This window comes from Aggregatibacter actinomycetemcomitans DSM 8324, from assembly GCF_000372365.1.
Classification (GTDB): Bacteria; Pseudomonadota; Gammaproteobacteria; order Enterobacterales; family Pasteurellaceae; genus Aggregatibacter; species Aggregatibacter actinomycetemcomitans.
Window position 1 is genome coordinate 1 of the sequence record NZ_AQUU01000003.1, and the last position, 16,833, is coordinate 16,833.

A 16,833-nucleotide genomic window follows, 5' to 3' on the forward strand; every position below is an offset into this window, starting at 1 on the left:
CCAACAGCCAACAGCCAACAGCCAACAGCCAACAGCCAACAGCCAACAGCCAACAGCCAAATTATATTTACAGATGAAATAGAAACAAGATCTGGGTATATACTTGATTATATATCAGGCAACTATGTTAGAAGTACACCTGAAGAAGTGCAAGCCACTCAACCGTTTTCTCAAATTCTAGTAAATGACTATAAATATCTTAAAAGTCAAATTATCACTCGCCCACAGTTTTTTGTAAAAAAATCTCCTTCTGATACAAGTGGTAGCTTTCCTGTTGATATTGCTGTATTTAAGACATCAGAAAAGAAAGAAAATGAACTATATATCGTTGTTGAATGTAAAAAATCAAATGAAAGAGATGGGCTTTCTCAATTAAAAGATTATTTAACATTGTCTTCCGCTGAACTAGGTGTTTGGTACAATGGCTCTGATACTCCAATTTATTTACAAAAAATAGTAACTGAAAATGGACTTTCATTTAAGAAGATTCCTAATATACCTAAGAATGGGGAGCGTATTGAAGATATTGGATTATACAAAAGAAAAGATTTAATTGTTCCACATAATCTAAAATCTATTTTTAGCACATTAAGAAATCATTTAGCTGGTAATGCAGTAGGTACTACTAGAGATGAAGAACTAGCAAAGCAACTCATCAATATTATATTTGCTAAAATTTATGATGAAAAATTTACCTCTCCTGATGATGTTGTTAAATTTAGAGCAGGAGTTAATGAAGCAGAGGAAGACGTATCAAATAGAATTAATGAACTATTTTGTGCAGTAAAGACAAAATACAAAGAAGTTATCGATATTAATGATAAGATTAATTTAGATGACCACTCACTATACTATGTAGTTGGACAACTTCAAAATTATTGTTTAATTGATGCGGAGCGAGATGCGATTGCAGATGCATTTGAAACTTTCATTGGATATGCCTTGAAAGGTCCTCAAGGGCAATTTTTTACACCAAGAAATGTAATAAAACTAATGGTAAATATTCTTAATCAAGGTGTGGATGAGAAAATTATTGACCCTGCTTGTGGCTCTGGTGGTTTTATTGTTGAATCATTACGTCATATTTGGGCTATTTGGGACAAAGATGCGCAACGCTTAAAATGGAATAATTTGGCTTTACAAGAAGAAAAACAAAAAGCAGCTATGAGTTTAATTCATGGAATAGAAAAAGATTCTTTACTAGCCAAAGTATCAAAAGCTTATATGGCTATTTTAGGTGATGGTAAAGGTGGTATTTTTTGTGAAGATAGTCTTGAATTGCCTACTCATTGGGATACAAAAACACAACAAAGTATTCATATAAATTCTTTTAATTGTTTATTAGCCAATCCTCCTTTTGGTAAGGATATCAAGATCACAGGAAAAGAAAAATTAGCCCAATATAAACTTGCTAAGAAGTGGAAGAAAGATGGTGATAAATATATTGAGACTAATAAATCCAATTCAGAAATGCCTCCTCAAATACTTTTTATTGAACGATGTTTAGATTTGCTTACTGATGGAGGTAGAATGGGGATAATTATTCCTGAGACATATTTTCATGCTCCAAGATCCCAATATGTAATGGAATTTATGGCGAAGCATAACATTTTTTGTTTAATAGATTTGCCACATAATACATTTAGACCACATAACAATGCAAAATGCGTTGTTGTTTTTTTAGAAAAAAATAGAAAACAACAAGAAAAGATTCTAATGTGTGTTGCTGAAGAAATGGGGCATGATCATCAGGGTAAAGAGATATTTAGATGGGATTATGACCAAAATAAATCAACAAGTATATTATGGGATGATATTGAATCTATTAATAAAGAAATTTACGATTTAAAACAAAATTCAATAAAAGAAAATTGGACATCATCATTATCAAATAATGATCTTTCAAATAAAAAATATTCTTTTTTAGTAGATTCAAATCTTGTTAGTAACACTAAAGTCTATGTACCACGCTATTATTGGCAGGAAAAAACAAAAGAATTAAGGATAACAGCTAGCAAGTCTGGAGCTTCACTAATTTCAATTCAGGAGCTTATATCTTCAAAAGCAATCCATTTTTTTGATGGACACGGCTCACCAGAGTCGGAGAATAAAGGCAAAGGAGATGTACCGTATATAAGAGTTAAAGATATTGTAAATTGGGAAGTTTATAAAGATCCAACATCAAGGATTCCGTATAATACATATCAAGAAATTTTTTCCCCGAAAAAAGCATTAAAAGAGTGCGATATTTTATATGTAAGAAGAGGAAGCTATCGTATTGGAAGTGTAGCAATGGTATCTCCATTTGATACAGAAGTTCTTTTAACGCGTGAAATTCTTGTTCTGAGAATTGATCCAAATAATAAATATGGTATTACTCCGTATTACTTACTATATTTATTAAGTCATTTGATAACACAGGAACAAGCTAAAAATAAAATACTTATTGAAACGACACTACCTAATATTGCAGACCGTTGGAAAGAGCTTTTACTGCCTATTCACAATGATAAAGAAAAAATCTTAGAAATATCTAATAAGATTAAAAATGCAATGGATAAAAAGTGGCAAGCTGTTGCTCAGATCCAAGAGGTGGCTAAAGAATTAGGGAATTTAACTACTTAGATGGGATTTTATTTATAAAAAGCTTTAATTTATTCAATATACAGAACTAAATATCAAGTTTATTTAAAATATCTGTGTTACACAAATTGTGTGATAAACTCTAGTTCTAATTAAAGCAACTCATAAATGGGTTGCTTTTTATTTGACTAAAAATCAGGTTAAATATATATTGAACCATCATTCTTAAAAGGGAAAAATCCCACCAAGAATGACTACAATTTGCCAACGAACCATTATTTTAAGCCTACATTTCCTTACTGGAAGCAAGATGAACCAATACTGGCAAGGGAATCACCGTCAAGGTGAGTTAATCGGAATGGAAGCCTTTGCCCCCGAAGAAATTTCACAAAACTACTTCAAGCGACTAGAAGAACAAATGAAGTACGATGAAATGCTGTTAGCAGCGTAGCTTTCAAAATATTTAGAGACATTTCATCAGATTTAAATAGAAAAGGATAACTAGCTTACCTAAATGACGGTCGAGCGGATTCGTTACGCCTAAACAACAGAAAATAGAGAATTTAAGTGAAAAATTGCGTAGAATTTCAGGAAAAATAAATGCCTTTCGCAAGATCATCTCGGAAAGGCACTTAATTTGGAATGCGGTTTTAGTCAATTTTCGGACTTTGTGCAACTGCTACATAATACCGAAAATGTTTTTTAAATCCACCGCACTTTTCTCTTGGAAGAACGCATTATTTGATGGCGATCATCGAACCGAAATTAAAGCACTGGAACCACAGTTCCACATGGGAAAATCCCACATTTTTTAACCGCACTTTATGGGTTTCAATACTGTCCGTACGCATAACCTTTTCCAAGGCAGTGCGTTTCTGGCTCACTTCTAATTCACTGTAGCCGTTGGCACGTTTGAATTGGTGGTGCAGGTCGATCAGCAATTCGTCAATTTTCCCATCTTCAAAACGGAATTTTTCCGATAGCACCAACACGCCATTGGGATTTAATCCTTGATAAATTTTCTCCAGTAACGCAATGCGATCCTGCGGCAGTAAAAATTGCAGGGTGAAATTTAAAATCACCATGGATGCGTTTTTGATCCCAATATGACGAATGTCATCACATAAAATTTCCACCGGGATGTTGCTGTGATAGGCGGCGATATGCTGACGACAGCGTTCCACCATCGGTTGGGAATTATCCACACCGATGATTTTCACATTTTTGCATTGAATATGACGACGGGCGGATAAGGTTGCTGCGCCACGGGAGCAGCCCAGATCGTAAACGTTACTGTCGGCACTGACAAAGCGTTCGGCAATCATACCGATAGCGGTGATGATGTTGGAGTAGCCCGGCACGGAGCGTTGGATCATGTCGGGGAAAACTTCCGCAACACTTTCATCGAAAGTAAAATCACCCAATTTTTCAATAGGGACGGAGAAAATGGTGTCTTTGTTCATGAGAGTAAATAAAAAATTACATGATTTAAAAATAACTATTTTATGGTGTTCTAGATATAGAATGTATAGATTTAGATATTATGATTTTCTTTAAACAAGCATTTCATCGCCTTTTCTTCTTGCATAATACGGATAGCTAAGATGATCATGTATAAAGGTAATATAAACATGGCAGTTAGTTTAGCTTGGCATAGTAAGCTTAAACCAATTAATTCGGGAATGATATTCAGAAAATAATTAGGATGTCTAAAATATTTGAATATAAATGAAGTATTTATCTTATGATTAGGCAAGATGTAAACTTTTACAGTCCAAATTTCTTTTAGTTGATAGATTACGTAAAACAGCATTATAAGAGAGAAAATCAAGATTATTAATCCAATCTGAGATTCTTTATTAAAAATAACTTGATTGTAATTGGCTTCAGTAATACATGAAAGATAGAATAAAATATGTACTACTGATAAGGCAATTGAATTTTTCTTTCCATATTGTATGGCGCCTTTTTTTAGTAAATTTTTTTCATTTCTGATTGAAATAGATAAAGTATAAAATCGTAATAATAGAGCTAACGCAAAGAAAATGTTAATAAGTAACATAAAGGCTATCCTTTTTAAGTGATATGTCTTGTGATAACAAAGGGTTATGTTTATTTTATCGTTCTATGAGTACAACTCATGTAAGAAGCTGATAATGACTATAGTATAATATCTCTTGTAATAAGAAATATAATTTTTATTGATAGGTATTTTAAGTTACTATATTTTTTCGCATACTACATAGATTTATCAAAATGAGGTATAAAAATGATGCGTTCACATTATTGCGGTGCGTTAAATCGTACCAATATTGGCCAAGAGATAACCTTAAGCGGATGGGTTCATCGTCGCCGTGATTTAGGCGGTTTAATTTTTATTGATATGCGCGATCGTGAAGGCATCGTGCAAGTGTGTTTTGATCCGAAATATCAAAAAGCCTTAACCGCCGCTGCGGGTTTGCGTAACGAATTTTGTATTCAAATTCAAGGCGAAGTCATTGCCCGTCCGGATAATCAAATCAACAAAAATATGGCGACCGGTGAAGTGGAAGTGTTGGCAAAAGTGTTGAAAATTTACAATGCTTCCGATGTGTTACCGCTCGATTTCAACCAAAACAATACTGAAGAACAACGCCTAAAATATCGTTATTTGGATTTACGTCGCCCTGAAATGGCGCAGCATTTGAAAACCCGCGCGAAAATCACTGGTTTTGTGCGCCGCTTTATGGACGACAACGGTTTCTTGGATATTGAAACGCCGATGCTCACTAAAGCCACCCCGGAAGGCGCACGCGACTATCTTGTGCCAAGCCGTGTGCATAAAGGCAAATTCTACGCGCTTCCGCAATCACCGCAGCTTTTCAAACAGCTTTTGATGATGTCCGGTTTTGATCGTTATTATCAAATCGTGAAATGCTTCCGCGATGAAGATTTACGCGCGGATCGTCAGCCGGAATTCACGCAGATTGATGTGGAAACTTCGTTCTTAACCGCGCCGGAGGTACGTGAAATCATGGAACGTATGGTGCACGGTTTATGGCAGCATACTTTAGGTGTCGATTTGGGTAAATTCCCGGTGATAACCTGGCAAGAAGCGATGCGCCGTTTTGGTTCCGATAAACCGGATTTGCGCAATCCGTTAGAACTGGTGGACGTGGCAGATATTGTCAAAAACGTAGATTTCAAGATATTCCAAGGTCCGGCAAATGACCCGAATGGTCGTGTCACCTTAATTCGTGTGCCGCAGGGGAATGAAATCACCCGTAAACAAATTGATGAATATACCCAATTTGTCGGCATTTATGGTGCTAAAGGCTTGGCTTGGTTAAAAGTGAATGACGTAAACGCCGGTCTTGAAGGCGTCCAAAGCCCTATTGCAAAATTCTTAAATGAAGACGTGCTAAAAGCCTTGTTTGAACGCGTGGGCGCGCAAACTGGCGATATTTTATTCTTCGGTGCCGACAAATGGCAAACCGCCACAGATTCAATGGGCGCGTTACGTTTGAAATTAGGACGCGATCTCGGTTTAACCCGTTTAGATGAATGGCAACCGCTTTGGGTTATTGATTTTCCCATGTTTGAACGTGATGATGAAGGCTGCTTGGCGGCAATGCACCACCCATTCACCTCGCCAAAAGATTTCACACCTGAACAATTAGAAGCGGATCCGACAAGTGCGGTCGCCAATGCTTACGATATGGTCATCAATGGTTATGAAGTGGGTGGCGGTTCCGTGCGTATTTTTGATCCGAAAATGCAACAAACCGTGTTCCGCATTCTCGGTATTGACGAAGAACAACAACGCGAAAAATTCGGCTTCTTATTAGATGCGTTAAAATTCGGCACACCACCGCATGCCGGTCTTGCGTTCGGTTTAGACCGTTTGACTATGTTATTAACCGGCACGGAAAACATTCGCGACGTGATCGCCTTCCCGAAAACCACTGCAGCGGCGTGCTTAATGACGGAAGCGCCAAGTGTGGCAAATCCGCAGGCGTTGTCGGAATTAAGCATTCAAGTGGTAAAGACCAATAAAGCGGAGGGGTGATTTAATATAGAACAAACTTATCGAGAAATGTTACTACACCCTATATAAATCGGTAAATTTGTTTATATCACGCTTCTGCTGATTGGTTTTTTGTAAAGAAAGTGGGGCAGGGTGCGTTGGCATACATAAAAGTGCGGTAAAAAACATCGGCGTTTTTGACCGCACTTTTTTCATCAGAAAAATTTTATTCTCTGAGATAAATCGATTTTTTGGTATTATTGCCGGTTATTTATTTTTTATCTTAATATTATTTCCTGAAATTATTAAATAATCAGAGTTTTATTCTGCTATTTTCTCTGAGGTAGAATTTTATTTTCTTTACTCAATTGTTAAATTCTATTATAAATGGTTTCCATTGCATTTTTATGGTCAATTTATAAGAGGATATTTTATGAGTGAAGTTTCAAATCTGGTAGAAAAATCCACTTGGGCGAGTAAATTTTCTGCCTTAGGTCCGGGCATTGTCATGGCGTCAGCTGCTGTCGGTGGTTCGCATATTATCGCTTCAACCCAAGCCGGTGCAATTTATGGTTGGGAGTTGGTGAGCATTGTTATCCTGGTTAATTTATTCAAATATCCTTTTTTCCGATTTGGTGTGCAATATATCTTGGATACGGGCAATACCTTGTTGGAAGGGTATCGCCAAAAAGGGCGTTTCTATTTGTGGTTATTTCTTATTTTAAATGTCTTTGCAACAGTCGTTAATACGGCAGCGGTGGGGTTATTAACTGCTGCGATTCTGATATTTATTACACCAATCCCTTTGCCAATGCCGGTGTTAAGTTCATTAGTCATTGTTATTACAACAGGGATTCTATTGTTAGGTAAATATCGTCTTTTAGACAGATTATCAAAAATCATCATGATTGCTTTAACCGTCACGACGGTGAGTGCAGTGGTGATTGCCGTTATGCGTAACGGAATGCAAGGCGTCGCACCGGCAGATTTTGTTGCGCCTTCGCCATGGGAATTGAGCAAATTAGCATTCTTAGTTGCACTCATGGGCTGGATGCCTGCCCCGATTGAAATCTCGGCGATTAATTCCATGTGGGTGGTTGCTAAACGTCGTTTGACCAAAGTGTCTTATCAGGACGGTTTGTTTGACTTTAACGTGGGGTATATCGGCACGGCGATTTTAGCGGTGGTGTTCCTGGCACTAGGCGCCTTAGTGCAATTTGGTTTGCCTGAAACCGTTGAAATGGTCGGCGGAAAATATATTGCACAACTTATTAATATGTATGCAAGCACCATCGGTGAATGGGCGCGTTTACTGATCGCAGTGATCGCCTTTATGTGCATGTTCGGCACAACTATCACCGTGATTGACGGTTATTCCCGCACTAACGTGGAATCTTTGCGTTTATTGCTCGGTAAACATGAGTGTTCGGTCAGAACCTTAAACATTTCCATGGTTTTGGCGGCGTTATCCGGTTTGGTGATTATTTTCTGTTTTAATAACGCTGTGGGTCCGATGCTCAAATTCGCAATGATCGCCTCGTTTGTTTCTGCCCCGGTTTTTGCCTGGCTAAATTTATCCTTAACCAAGAAGTCTAAGCACAGCGTGAAAGGCGGGTTATTGTGGTTGTCTTTTATTGGATTATTCTATTTAACCGCATTCGCTGCGTTATTCATCGCTCAACAAGCAGGCTGGCTAAGTTAAAAAACAAGGTAGAAGATTACTGCACTTTATTACCGTAAAGTGCGGTAATTTTTTTGAAAGTTTTTTAAAGGCAAGGTATTATGCCATTCATTTCCAATAACACGAATGACCATATTGAAATACAAAAGTAATGAGTCGGTTCTGGTTGTGATCTCCGCCCAAAATAGTGGCAGGGTATTAATGCTGCAACGCTGCGATGATCCTGATTTCTGGCAGTCTGTAACGGGATCTCTGGAAGAAAATGAAACACCGCGACAAGCCGCAATTCGTGAGTTATGGGAAGAAATCGGGTTAAAAACGCCGTCAAAAACAACCGCACTTTTTGATTGCAACGAAAGCATAGCGTTTGAAATTTTCCCGCATTTCCGCTATAAATACGCACCGAATATCACCCATTGTCGCGAACATTGGTTTTTATTGGCGGTTGAGCAGGAATTTACCCCTAAATTAACGGAACATTTAGCGTTTCAATGGGTACCTGCCGAACAAGCTGCTGAAATGACAAAGTCGCCGAATAATGCGGAAGCAATAAAAAAATATTTATTGAAATAAGCCGAATTTAAATAAATTGAGAAGGAATACAAAATGGCAGGCCATAGTAAGTGGGCAAATATTAAACACCGTAAAGCGGCACAAGATGCTCAGCGCGGGAAAATTTTTACCAAATTAATTCGTGAATTGGTGACTGCCGCTAAAATCGGTGGCGGTGATGTTAGTTCTAACCCGCGTCTGCGTGCGGCGGTAGATAAAGCATTAAGCAATAATATGACCCGTGATACCATTAACCGTGCGATTGAGCGCGGCGTCGGCGGTGGCGATGATACCAACATGGAAACCCGCGTGTATGAAGGTTACGGTCCGGGCGGTGCGGCAGTGATGGTGGAATGTTTAAGCGATAACGCCAATCGCACTATTTCCCAAGTGCGCCCGAGTTTTACCAAATGTGGCGGTAACTTAGGCACCGAGGGTTCCGTGGGCTATTTGTTTAGTAAAAAAGGCTTGATTTTAGTGAATCAGGCGGATGAAGACGCTTTGATGGAAGCAGCAATTGAAGGCGGCGCAGACGATGTTCAGCCACAAGAAGACGGTTCCTTCGAAATTTATACCGCTTGGGAAGATTTGGGTTCTGTACGTGATGCCATTGAAGCGGCAGGGTTTAACGTTGAAAACGCGGAAGTGACAATGATTCCTTCCACTACAGTAGATTTGGATGCAGAAACTGCGCCGAAGCTACTACGTTTAATCGATATGTTAGAAGACTGTGATGATGTACAAAACGTATATCATAACGGTGAAATTAGTGATGAAATCGCAGCAATGCTATAAGGAGCATATATATGAAATTAGTAAAAACATTATCTGCTGTTGCAGTCATTGCGGTACTGTCCGCGTGTTCTGCTTCTAAGAAAGAACCACAACCGGTTAAATCGGAGAAAACTGTGGTTTATTCTTGTAACAAAAGAACCGTTACCGTGACTTACCAATTTGAAAACCAAGAAGCCACTGAAGCGAAAGTTGTGATGCGCAAAAAGGTGATTGCGGAATCTCTTCCGGTGAGTAACGTCGATAAAGATTTCCCTTCATTTATTTCCGACAAATACATCTGGAGCGTTGACAGCGGGTTTTCATTAAATACGGCAACAGCAACCGATGGCGTAATGTTGACTCAACGCGGTAAGAAAGTGGATAGAATCTTGGCTAAAAATTGTAAAGTCAATGCAAAAGCCACAGCAAGAGCTAACCAATAGTTTTTAATTTGAGGTAAAACGGGTAGAGGATTTCTACCCGTTTGTTTATGAGTTCATGAGCATTATTTTAGGCATTGACCCCGGTTCCCGTGTCACCGGTTATGGTGTGATTCGGCAAAACGGACGGCATTTGGAATATCTTGGCAGCGGCGCAATTCGCACCCAAGTAGAAGATTTGCCTACGCGCTTAAAGCGTATTTATGCCAGTGTAACGGAAATTATCACGCAATTTCAGCCTGATATGTTTGCCATTGAGCAAGTTTTTATGGCGAAAAATGCCGATTCGGCATTAAAACTGGGACAAGCCCGCGGTACGGCAATTGTGGCGGCGGTGAATCATAATTTGCCGGTATTTGAATATGCGGCACGCTTAATCAAGCAAACGGTGGTCGGTATCGGTTCTGCGGATAAAGTTCAAGTGCAGGAGATGGTCACCCGCATTCTTAAACTTTCCGATAAACCGCAAGCCGATGCGGCAGATGCCTTGGCGATCGCCATTACGCATGCCCATTCCATACAGCATTCTTTCCATGTGGCAAGTTCGGCCGGTCAAAACGAAACGCAGGAAAAACTGACCGCACTTTTACGCACTCGATACAGCCGAGGACGCTTTCACTTAAAAATTTAACTGGATAAATATCCAGTTTTATTTTATGCTACGCACAATTTTTTATTCATCACTAGGATTCTTATGATTGGTCATCTCACCGGTATTTTAATGGAAAAACAGCCGCCGGAAATTTTGTTGGATGTGCAAGGTATCGGCTATGAGCTACTGCTGCCGATGACAAGTTTTTATAACTTGCCGGAAGTAGGCAAACAAACTTGTTTATTTACTCATCTGGTGGTACGTGAGGATGCCCATTTGTTGTTTGGATTTGCTCAAAAAGCCGACCGCACTTTATTCCGCGAACTGATAAAAACCAATGGTGTCGGGCCCAAATTGGCGCTGGCAATTTTATCGGCCATGTCGGTAGATGAATTTGCTTATGCTATTGAACGCGAGGAACTCTCCCGTTTGGTAAAAATTCCCGGTATCGGCAAGAAAACCGCCGAACGGTTATTGGTGGAGTTAAAAGGTAAATTTAAAGAAGTAAAAACAAACGACTTCTTCGTGCAGGCGGATCATTTACCTCGTTTTAGTACGGAAATATCGGCGACGGTTGAACCGTCCAACGAAGCGGTAGCGGCGCTCGTGGCATTAGGTTATAAACCGTTAGACGCGGAAAAAATGGTGAAGAAAGTTTCCAAACCTGAACTTTCCAGCGAACAGATCATTCGTGAAGCTCTGAAAGCGGCATTATAATTCGGATAATGAAAATGATTGAAGCAGACAGAATTATCAGTGCGACGGCAAAATTAGACGAGGATGTTATCGATCGTGCCATTCGCCCGAAATTGCTGGCGGATTATGTGGGGCAACCGCAGGTATGCGAGCAAATGGAGATTTTCATCAAGGCGGCAAAATTGCGTCAGGATGCGTTGGATCATTTGCTGATTTTTGGCCCGCCGGGTTTGGGAAAAACCACCTTGGCAAATATTGTTGCCAATGAAATGGGCGTAAATATTCGCACTACGTCAGGCCCCGTGCTGGAAAAAGCGGGGGATTTGGCGGCAATGTTGACCAATCTGGAGCCTCATGATGTGTTGTTTATTGATGAAATTCATCGTCTTTCTCCGGCGATTGAAGAAGTGCTTTATCCGGCAATGGAAGATTATCAGCTTGATATTATGATTGGCGAAGGGCCGGCAGCGCGTTCTATTAAATTGGATTTACCTCCTTTTACGCTTATCGGTGCAACCACCCGTGCGGGCTCTTTAACCTCTCCGTTGCGCGATCGTTTTGGTATTGTGCAGCGTTTGGAATTTTATTCCGTGTCGGATTTAACTTCTATTGTGTCCAGAAGTGCGGTCTGTTTACAGCTTAAAATTAACGATACAGCAGCTTATGAAATCGCCCGCCGTTCTCGCGGCACGCCACGGATTGCCAATCGGTTATTACGTCGGGTGCGTGATTATGCTGATGTGCGTAACAATGGCATGATTAGTGAAGAGATTGCTAAAGCAGCGCTATCCATGCTGGATATTGATGATGCGGGGTTTGACTACTTAGACAGAAAATTGCTTACGGCAGTTTTGGAGCGCTTTGACGGTGGTCCGGTCGGTTTGGATAATTTGGCGGCGGCAATTGGGGAAGAGCGGGATACCATTGAAGACGTATTGGAACCATACTTAATTCAACAGGGTTTTTTACAGCGAACCTCAAGGGGGCGAATTGCTACACTCACCACATATCGCCATTTTGGTATTGAGAAAATTACTCGCGAAGATTAAACGAAAAGAAGGCTTATTGGATTCCAATAAGCCTTTAGCGTGAATGGGGTAGATTACTGTTGCTGTTGTTTCATGCTGGTGAGTTTAGCTAATGCCACATTACAACTTTTGATTTGTGTTGCCAATTCCATTTCCAAGATTTGCTTTTTGCTTTGATTTAACTTACTCCTGATTTTATTTACTTGGGTATGTGTACCGGGCTGTCTTTCCGCTTCGGCAATTAAATTTTCGGCTTCACTAAATAAATCTTTGCACTGCTTTGGCATTTCTACTGCTTTTTTATCGTTTTGAGCAGCATTTGCAACGTTGTTGACAGTGATTGCCATGCAAAGTGCGGTTAGAATTCCGGTTATTTTGTTTGTCATCTGAGAGACCTACGTTTGTTAAGTTGGAAGAAATCAATAAAACTGAGCGAGAAGTTATCAGAATTTATGTGTGATGTCTAGTTTTTAATCTCAACTGTTAGAACTGAATCATACCGGGTCAAGGGCGCTATGCTTTGTGTTGCAAAGATGTTATTGAAATTTATAATTTGATCTTGAGCAAAATAGTAAAAAACACCTATGTTTGATTATTTTTGATTTATATCTAAAAATGTGATCAGCTTGGCATAATTTTCTATTTTTTATCCTTACGTTTAATAGTAGAATATGCCACCTGTTTGGATTATCTATGTAATAATCGACTCCGACAACTGCAAGTGGCAGTCATTATAATAAGGTAATCCTAAATTAAAGATTCAAAGATTTTTGAGTTTCTGGGGTGATTACGAAGTAATCATAATTTAAGGACTTGTAGCATTTACAAGGAGTCGAGATGTTAGACGTTGTTGAACTCTCAAGACTGCAGTTTGCTTTGACTGCATTATATCACTTCATATTTGTGCCATTAACGTTAGGGATGACTTTTCTGTTGGCTATCATGGAAACACTTTATGTCGTCACAAATAAAGAAGTTTATAAAGATATGACCAAATTCTGGGGTAAGTTATTTGGTATTAACTTTGCGCTGGGCGTAACCACCGGCGTTACAATGGAATTTGAATTCGGCACTAACTGGTCATATTATTCTCATTATGTGGGAGATATTTTCGGCGCACCTCTTGCCATTGAAGCGTTGTTAGCCTTTTTCTTGGAATCTACTTTTGTCGGCCTTTTCTTTTTTGGATGGGATCGTTTAAGTAAAGGTAAACACCTTTTGGCAACTTACTGTGTTGCGTTCGGTTCAAATCTTTCCGCCATGTGGATTCTAGTGGCAAACGGCTGGATGCAATCTCCGGTCGGTTCCGAATTTAACTTTGAAACCATGCGGATGGAAATGACCAGTTTCATGGATTTGTGGTTGAATCCGATTGCGCAAAGTAAATTCTTACACACTTTATCCGCCGGTTATGTTTCCGCTGCATTCTTTGTATTAGCAATCAGCTCTTACTATTTACTGAAAGGTCGCGATATTGGTTTTGCCAAACGTTCGTTCTCTGTTGCTTCTACTTTCGGTATTATCTCTGTGGTTTCCTTGTTAATCATGGGGGACGAATCCGGTTATGAAATCGGCTACGCACAGCCGACTAAGTTGGCTGCAATGGAAGGCGAATGGCATACCCAGCCGGCTCCGGCAGCCTGGAATATGATTATTGTTCCAAATCAAGCAGAGCAGAAAAATGATTTCTCCTTGCAAATTCCATATATAGCAGGGGTTATTGTTACCCGTTCATTTGACAAACAATTCAGTGGTTTGATCGATTTGCAAGAACGTAATCTTGAACGTGTGCGTAGTGGTATCCAGGCCTATGCCTTATTGCAACAACTGAGAGAGGAGAAAAAGGCAAATGGTCAGGCAAGTGAAGAAACAAAAGCGAAATTTGATAAAGTACAAAAAGATTTAGGTTTCGGCTTATTGTTAAAACGTTATACCGATAACGTGGTTGATGCTACTGAAGAACAAATTAAACAGGCAGCAGCAGATACAATTCCTAAAGTAGCACCGACATTCTGGTCTTTCCGTGTGATGATGGCTACCGGTGGTGCGATTTTACTGCTAATGCTGCTTGCCTTTGTACAAAATGTTCGTAAAACCGTAGGCAGTCGTCCGTTATTATTAAAAGCATTATTGTGGGGGTTGCCACTGCCGTGGATTGGTATTGAGTGCGGTTGGTTTTTGGCGGAATATGGTCGTCAACCTTGGGCGATTTATGAAGTATTGCCGGTAGGTGTTTCTGCTTCCAAGCTTGCGCCGGGTGATTTGTGGTTCTCTATCGGTTTGATTTGTGCGTTATATACCTTATTCCTCGTCGTAGAAATGTACTTAACGTTTAAATACGGAAGATTAGGTCCAAGTGCATTAAAAACCGGCCGTTATTATTTCGAACAATCCTCTAAATAGGCAGGAGCTTAACTATGTTTGATTATGAATTTCTACGTTTTGTATGGTGGATCCTAGTTTGCGTATTGCTTATTGGATTTGCCGTTACCGATGGTTTTGATATGGGCGTTTTAAGCCTATTACCTTTTACCGGTAAAAAAGAAGTTGAAAAGCGTATTATGATTAATACTATCGCGCCGCACTGGGATGGTAACCAAGTTTGGTTGCTAACTGCCGGTGGAGCAATGTTTGCTGCATGGCCGTTAGTCTATGCAACCTCATTCTCTGGTTTCTTTATTGCGATGATTTTAGTGTTAGCCGCCTTATTTTTCCGTCCTGTCGGTTTTGAATATCGTGCCAAAATTGATAATCCAACCTGGCGTAAGGCATGGGATTGGGGGTTGTTTATCGGTGGATTTGTTCCGTCCTTGGTATTCGGTGTAGCATTTGGTAACTTATTACAGGGTGTTCCGTTTGAATTCAATGAGTTACAACAGGTGCAATACACCGGTACATTCTTTGGGTTGTTAAATCCGTTTGCATTGCTTTGTGGTGTAATCAGTTTGGCAATGTTAACCACCCATGGTGCGAACTGGCTGCAAATGAAAACCACGTCAGAATTGCGTGCACGCGCTTGCGTGATTTCTCAGGTGGGTGCAACCGTGACATTAATCGCCTTTGTGTTGGCAGGTGTATGGTTATCTTTCAAAGATGGTTTTGTTGTCACCAGTGTGATTGATCACAACGCGCCTTCCAATCCGATTGGTAAAGAAGTGGCAGTACAAGCCGGTGCCTGGTTTAACAACTATAAAGAAATGCCGATTTTATGGTTATTCCCGGTATTGGCTGTAGGGGGAGCATTGCTTAACGCAATATTCTCGAAAGCAAATCGTTGTGGTTTTGCCTTCTTGTTCTCATCATTAACCATGGCCGGTGTGATTTTAACCGCTGCAATTGCTATGTTCCCATTTGTGATGCCATCCATTTCTCATCCGGAAATGAGTTTATTAATGTGGGATGCTACTTCAAGTAAATTAACCTTAACATTAATGTTCTTCTTGTCATTAATTTTTGTGGTGATTCTGCTTTCTTATACCATTTGGGCCTATTACAAAATGTTTGGTCGCATTGATAGCAGTTTCATTGAAGAAAACAAAAACTCACTATATTAAGGAGAAAGATTATGTTCTATGTTATCTGGGTATTTGGTGTTTTGTTAGCCATTATGCTAAGTGTGGTTGTGACCATTAGTATTGAAAAGACAGGTAAATTTGACGAGTAATTGAATGATTAACTCATTGTACCAATCAGTAAATAAGGGTTCGTTTCGAACCCTTTCATTTATTTTAGCTCTAATACTCACGATATTTTTCTTTTTCAATGTCAATCAATTTGCCACACAACTAAGAGCGGTCGAATTTTATTACGTTTTTGGTTTGATTTGGGGAACGATAGTCCTATGGATTCACGGCATTGGATTTGAAATTCGGCTAAGCTTATGGCGTGTGATTTTCATGCCTTGGATTGGTTATATTGCGGGGATCGGTGCGCTCCTGCATAATTAAAGTCAACACATTAATATTTGGAATAAGTATAATTTCAAGCTTGCCAATCATTTTTAGGCACTCTAGAATAATCGGCTTCCTGTGTTCTAAATTCCCGTAAGGTAAGGAAGAAAGATTGGAGCAAAAAGCTTTTTACTATTCCGCCCGTGTTTATTATGAAGATACCGATGCCGGTGGCGTAGTTTATCACGCACGCTATTTACATTTTTTGGAGCGTGCAAGAACAGAATGTTTAAGAGAATTTAATTTTTCCCAACAAACGTTGTTAAATGAGAATAAAGGCGCTTTCGTCGTTAAATCAATGAACATTGATTATTGTGTTGCGGCGAGATTAGACGATTTGTTACAAGTGGAAACTGCTGTAACCGAGCTAAAAGGCGCTTCAATTATTTTTTCTCAAACGATTAAGCGGGATGATGTCCTTTTATGTCGGGCTACCGTCAAGGTAGCCTATGTTGATCTTGGTAAGATGAAACCGGTGGCAATTCCGCAGAAAATCAAGACAATGTTAATCAAGTAACAATTAACCAGTTG

At 39.5% G+C, this 16,833-nt stretch carries 17 protein-coding genes and 1 pseudogene; 15 read left to right on the forward strand and 3 right to left on the reverse strand.

Features of this window, described 5'->3' with window-relative positions:
• Positions 1–2,625, forward strand: a 2,625-nt coding sequence (locus tag A3CS_RS0102055) for an N-6 DNA methylase (RefSeq protein WP_019518192.1), incomplete at its 5' end; no start/stop codon positions are given.
• 277 nt (positions 2,626–2,902) lie between these two features.
• Positions 2,903–3,034, forward strand: a pseudogene (locus A3CS_RS0102060) (IS1595 family transposase); the annotation flags it as partial.
• Between the two features lie 286 nt (positions 3,035–3,320).
• Here the strand turns inward: A3CS_RS0102060 and cmoA are convergent.
• Together cmoA and A3CS_RS0102070 are read right to left on the reverse strand one after the other, a co-directional pair.
• Entirely contained in the window at positions 3,321–4,046 is a 726-nt protein-coding gene (gene cmoA, locus A3CS_RS0102065) for a carboxy-S-adenosyl-L-methionine synthase CmoA (RefSeq protein WP_005545556.1), read from the reverse strand.
• Between the two features lie 71 nt (positions 4,047–4,117).
• Complete coding sequence (locus tag A3CS_RS0102070) at positions 4,118–4,645, reverse strand: isoprenylcysteine carboxyl methyltransferase family protein (protein ID WP_005539902.1); 528 nt, start codon at positions 4,643–4,645, stop codon at positions 4,118–4,120.
• Positions 4,646–4,852: 207 nt separating this feature from the next.
• Between A3CS_RS0102070 and aspS the strand changes: the two genes are divergently transcribed.
• The 8 genes from aspS to ruvB all read left to right on the forward strand — a co-directional run bounded on the left by aspS (position 4,853) and on the right by ruvB (position 12,373).
• Positions 4,853–6,631: an aspartate--tRNA ligase gene (gene aspS / locus A3CS_RS0102075; protein WP_005545558.1), complete on the forward strand. Its 1,779-nt coding sequence runs from the start codon at positions 4,853–4,855 to the stop codon at positions 6,629–6,631.
• A gap of 391 nt (positions 6,632–7,022) precedes the next feature.
• Positions 7,023–8,291 carry an NRAMP family divalent metal transporter gene (locus A3CS_RS0102080; RefSeq protein ID WP_005545562.1) on the forward strand — a complete coding sequence of 423 codons (1,269 nt, stop codon included), beginning with the start codon at positions 7,023–7,025 and terminating at the stop codon, positions 8,289–8,291.
• 105 nt (positions 8,292–8,396) lie between these two features.
• The gene (gene nudB, locus A3CS_RS0102085; RefSeq protein WP_005542305.1) at positions 8,397–8,843 is read left to right on the forward strand and encodes a dihydroneopterin triphosphate diphosphatase; all 447 of its coding nucleotides are present in this window, start codon (positions 8,397–8,399) and stop codon (positions 8,841–8,843) included.
• Positions 8,844–8,876: 33 nt separating this feature from the next.
• Complete coding sequence (locus A3CS_RS0102090) at positions 8,877–9,617, forward strand: YebC/PmpR family DNA-binding transcriptional regulator (protein WP_005567678.1); 741 nt, start codon at positions 8,877–8,879, stop codon at positions 9,615–9,617.
• An 11-nt stretch (positions 9,618–9,628) separates the two neighbouring features.
• Positions 9,629–10,039 (forward strand): hypothetical protein, encoded by a 411-nt coding sequence (locus tag A3CS_RS0102095; RefSeq protein WP_005545571.1) that lies wholly within the window; start codon positions 9,629–9,631, stop codon positions 10,037–10,039.
• A gap of 55 nt (positions 10,040–10,094) precedes the next feature.
• Positions 10,095–10,667 carry a crossover junction endodeoxyribonuclease RuvC gene (gene ruvC, locus A3CS_RS0102100; RefSeq protein ID WP_005545573.1) on the forward strand — a complete coding sequence of 191 codons (573 nt, stop codon included), beginning with the start codon at positions 10,095–10,097 and terminating at the stop codon, positions 10,665–10,667.
• Between the two features lie 63 nt (positions 10,668–10,730).
• Positions 10,731–11,345 (forward strand): Holliday junction branch migration protein RuvA, encoded by a 615-nt coding sequence (gene ruvA, locus A3CS_RS0102105; protein WP_005545575.1) that lies wholly within the window; start codon positions 10,731–10,733, stop codon positions 11,343–11,345.
• A 14-nt stretch (positions 11,346–11,359) separates the two neighbouring features.
• Entirely contained in the window at positions 11,360–12,373 is a 1,014-nt protein-coding gene (gene ruvB / locus A3CS_RS0102110) for a Holliday junction branch migration DNA helicase RuvB (protein ID WP_005545577.1), read from the forward strand.
• A gap of 53 nt (positions 12,374–12,426) precedes the next feature.
• Here ruvB and A3CS_RS0102115 read toward each other — a convergent pair whose 3' ends face one another.
• Positions 12,427–12,738: a DUF5339 domain-containing protein gene (locus A3CS_RS0102115; RefSeq protein WP_005542297.1), complete on the reverse strand. Its 312-nt coding sequence runs from the start codon at positions 12,736–12,738 to the stop codon at positions 12,427–12,429.
• Positions 12,739–13,189: 451 nt separating this feature from the next.
• Between A3CS_RS0102115 and A3CS_RS0102120 the strand changes: the two genes are divergently transcribed.
• From A3CS_RS0102120 to ybgC, 5 genes are all read left to right on the forward strand, one after another.
• A complete protein-coding gene (locus tag A3CS_RS0102120) occupies positions 13,190–14,755 on the forward strand; it encodes a cytochrome ubiquinol oxidase subunit I (RefSeq protein WP_005545579.1) in 1,566 nt (521 codons plus the stop codon).
• 14 nt (positions 14,756–14,769) lie between these two features.
• Positions 14,770–15,906 carry a cytochrome d ubiquinol oxidase subunit II gene (cydB, locus tag A3CS_RS0102125; RefSeq protein WP_005542295.1) on the forward strand — a complete coding sequence of 379 codons (1,137 nt, stop codon included), beginning with the start codon at positions 14,770–14,772 and terminating at the stop codon, positions 15,904–15,906.
• Between the two features lie 11 nt (positions 15,907–15,917).
• Positions 15,918–16,016, forward strand: a complete 99-nt coding sequence (locus A3CS_RS1000000111305) for a cytochrome bd oxidase small subunit, CydX/CbdX family (protein WP_019518193.1) — start codon at positions 15,918–15,920, stop codon at positions 16,014–16,016.
• Between the two features lie 4 nt (positions 16,017–16,020).
• Entirely contained in the window at positions 16,021–16,299 is a 279-nt protein-coding gene (gene ybgE, locus A3CS_RS0102135) for a cyd operon protein YbgE (protein WP_005587199.1), read from the forward strand.
• A 115-nt stretch (positions 16,300–16,414) separates the two neighbouring features.
• A complete protein-coding gene (gene ybgC / locus A3CS_RS0102140; RefSeq protein ID WP_005545583.1) occupies positions 16,415–16,819 on the forward strand; it encodes a tol-pal system-associated acyl-CoA thioesterase in 405 nt (134 codons plus the stop codon).
• The last annotated feature ends 14 nt before the right edge of the window (positions 16,820–16,833 follow it).

Coding starts and splice junctions, on each gene's coding strand:
- cmoA (WP_005545556.1), bottom strand. CDS start 4,046: ATGAACAAAGACACCATTTTCTCCGTCCCTATTGAAAAATTGGGTGAT.
- A3CS_RS0102070 (WP_005539902.1), bottom strand. CDS start 4,645: ATGTTACTTATTAACATTTTCTTTGCGTTAGCTCTATTATTACGATTT.
- aspS (WP_005545558.1), top strand. CDS start 4,853: ATGATGCGTTCACATTATTGCGGTGCGTTAAATCGTACCAATATTGGC.
- A3CS_RS0102080 (WP_005545562.1), top strand. CDS start 7,023: ATGAGTGAAGTTTCAAATCTGGTAGAAAAATCCACTTGGGCGAGTAAA.
- nudB (WP_005542305.1), top strand. CDS start 8,397: ATGACCATATTGAAATACAAAAGTAATGAGTCGGTTCTGGTTGTGATC.
- A3CS_RS0102090 (WP_005567678.1), top strand. CDS start 8,877: ATGGCAGGCCATAGTAAGTGGGCAAATATTAAACACCGTAAAGCGGCA.
- A3CS_RS0102095 (WP_005545571.1), top strand. CDS start 9,629: ATGAAATTAGTAAAAACATTATCTGCTGTTGCAGTCATTGCGGTACTG.
- ruvC (WP_005545573.1), top strand. CDS start 10,095: ATGAGCATTATTTTAGGCATTGACCCCGGTTCCCGTGTCACCGGTTAT.
- ruvA (WP_005545575.1), top strand. CDS start 10,731: ATGATTGGTCATCTCACCGGTATTTTAATGGAAAAACAGCCGCCGGAA.
- ruvB (WP_005545577.1), top strand. CDS start 11,360: ATGATTGAAGCAGACAGAATTATCAGTGCGACGGCAAAATTAGACGAG.
- A3CS_RS0102115 (WP_005542297.1), bottom strand. CDS start 12,738: ATGACAAACAAAATAACCGGAATTCTAACCGCACTTTGCATGGCAATC.
- A3CS_RS0102120 (WP_005545579.1), top strand. CDS start 13,190: ATGTTAGACGTTGTTGAACTCTCAAGACTGCAGTTTGCTTTGACTGCA.
- cydB (WP_005542295.1), top strand. CDS start 14,770: ATGTTTGATTATGAATTTCTACGTTTTGTATGGTGGATCCTAGTTTGC.
- A3CS_RS1000000111305 (WP_019518193.1), top strand. CDS start 15,918: ATGTTCTATGTTATCTGGGTATTTGGTGTTTTGTTAGCCATTATGCTA.
- ybgE (WP_005587199.1), top strand. CDS start 16,021: ATGATTAACTCATTGTACCAATCAGTAAATAAGGGTTCGTTTCGAACC.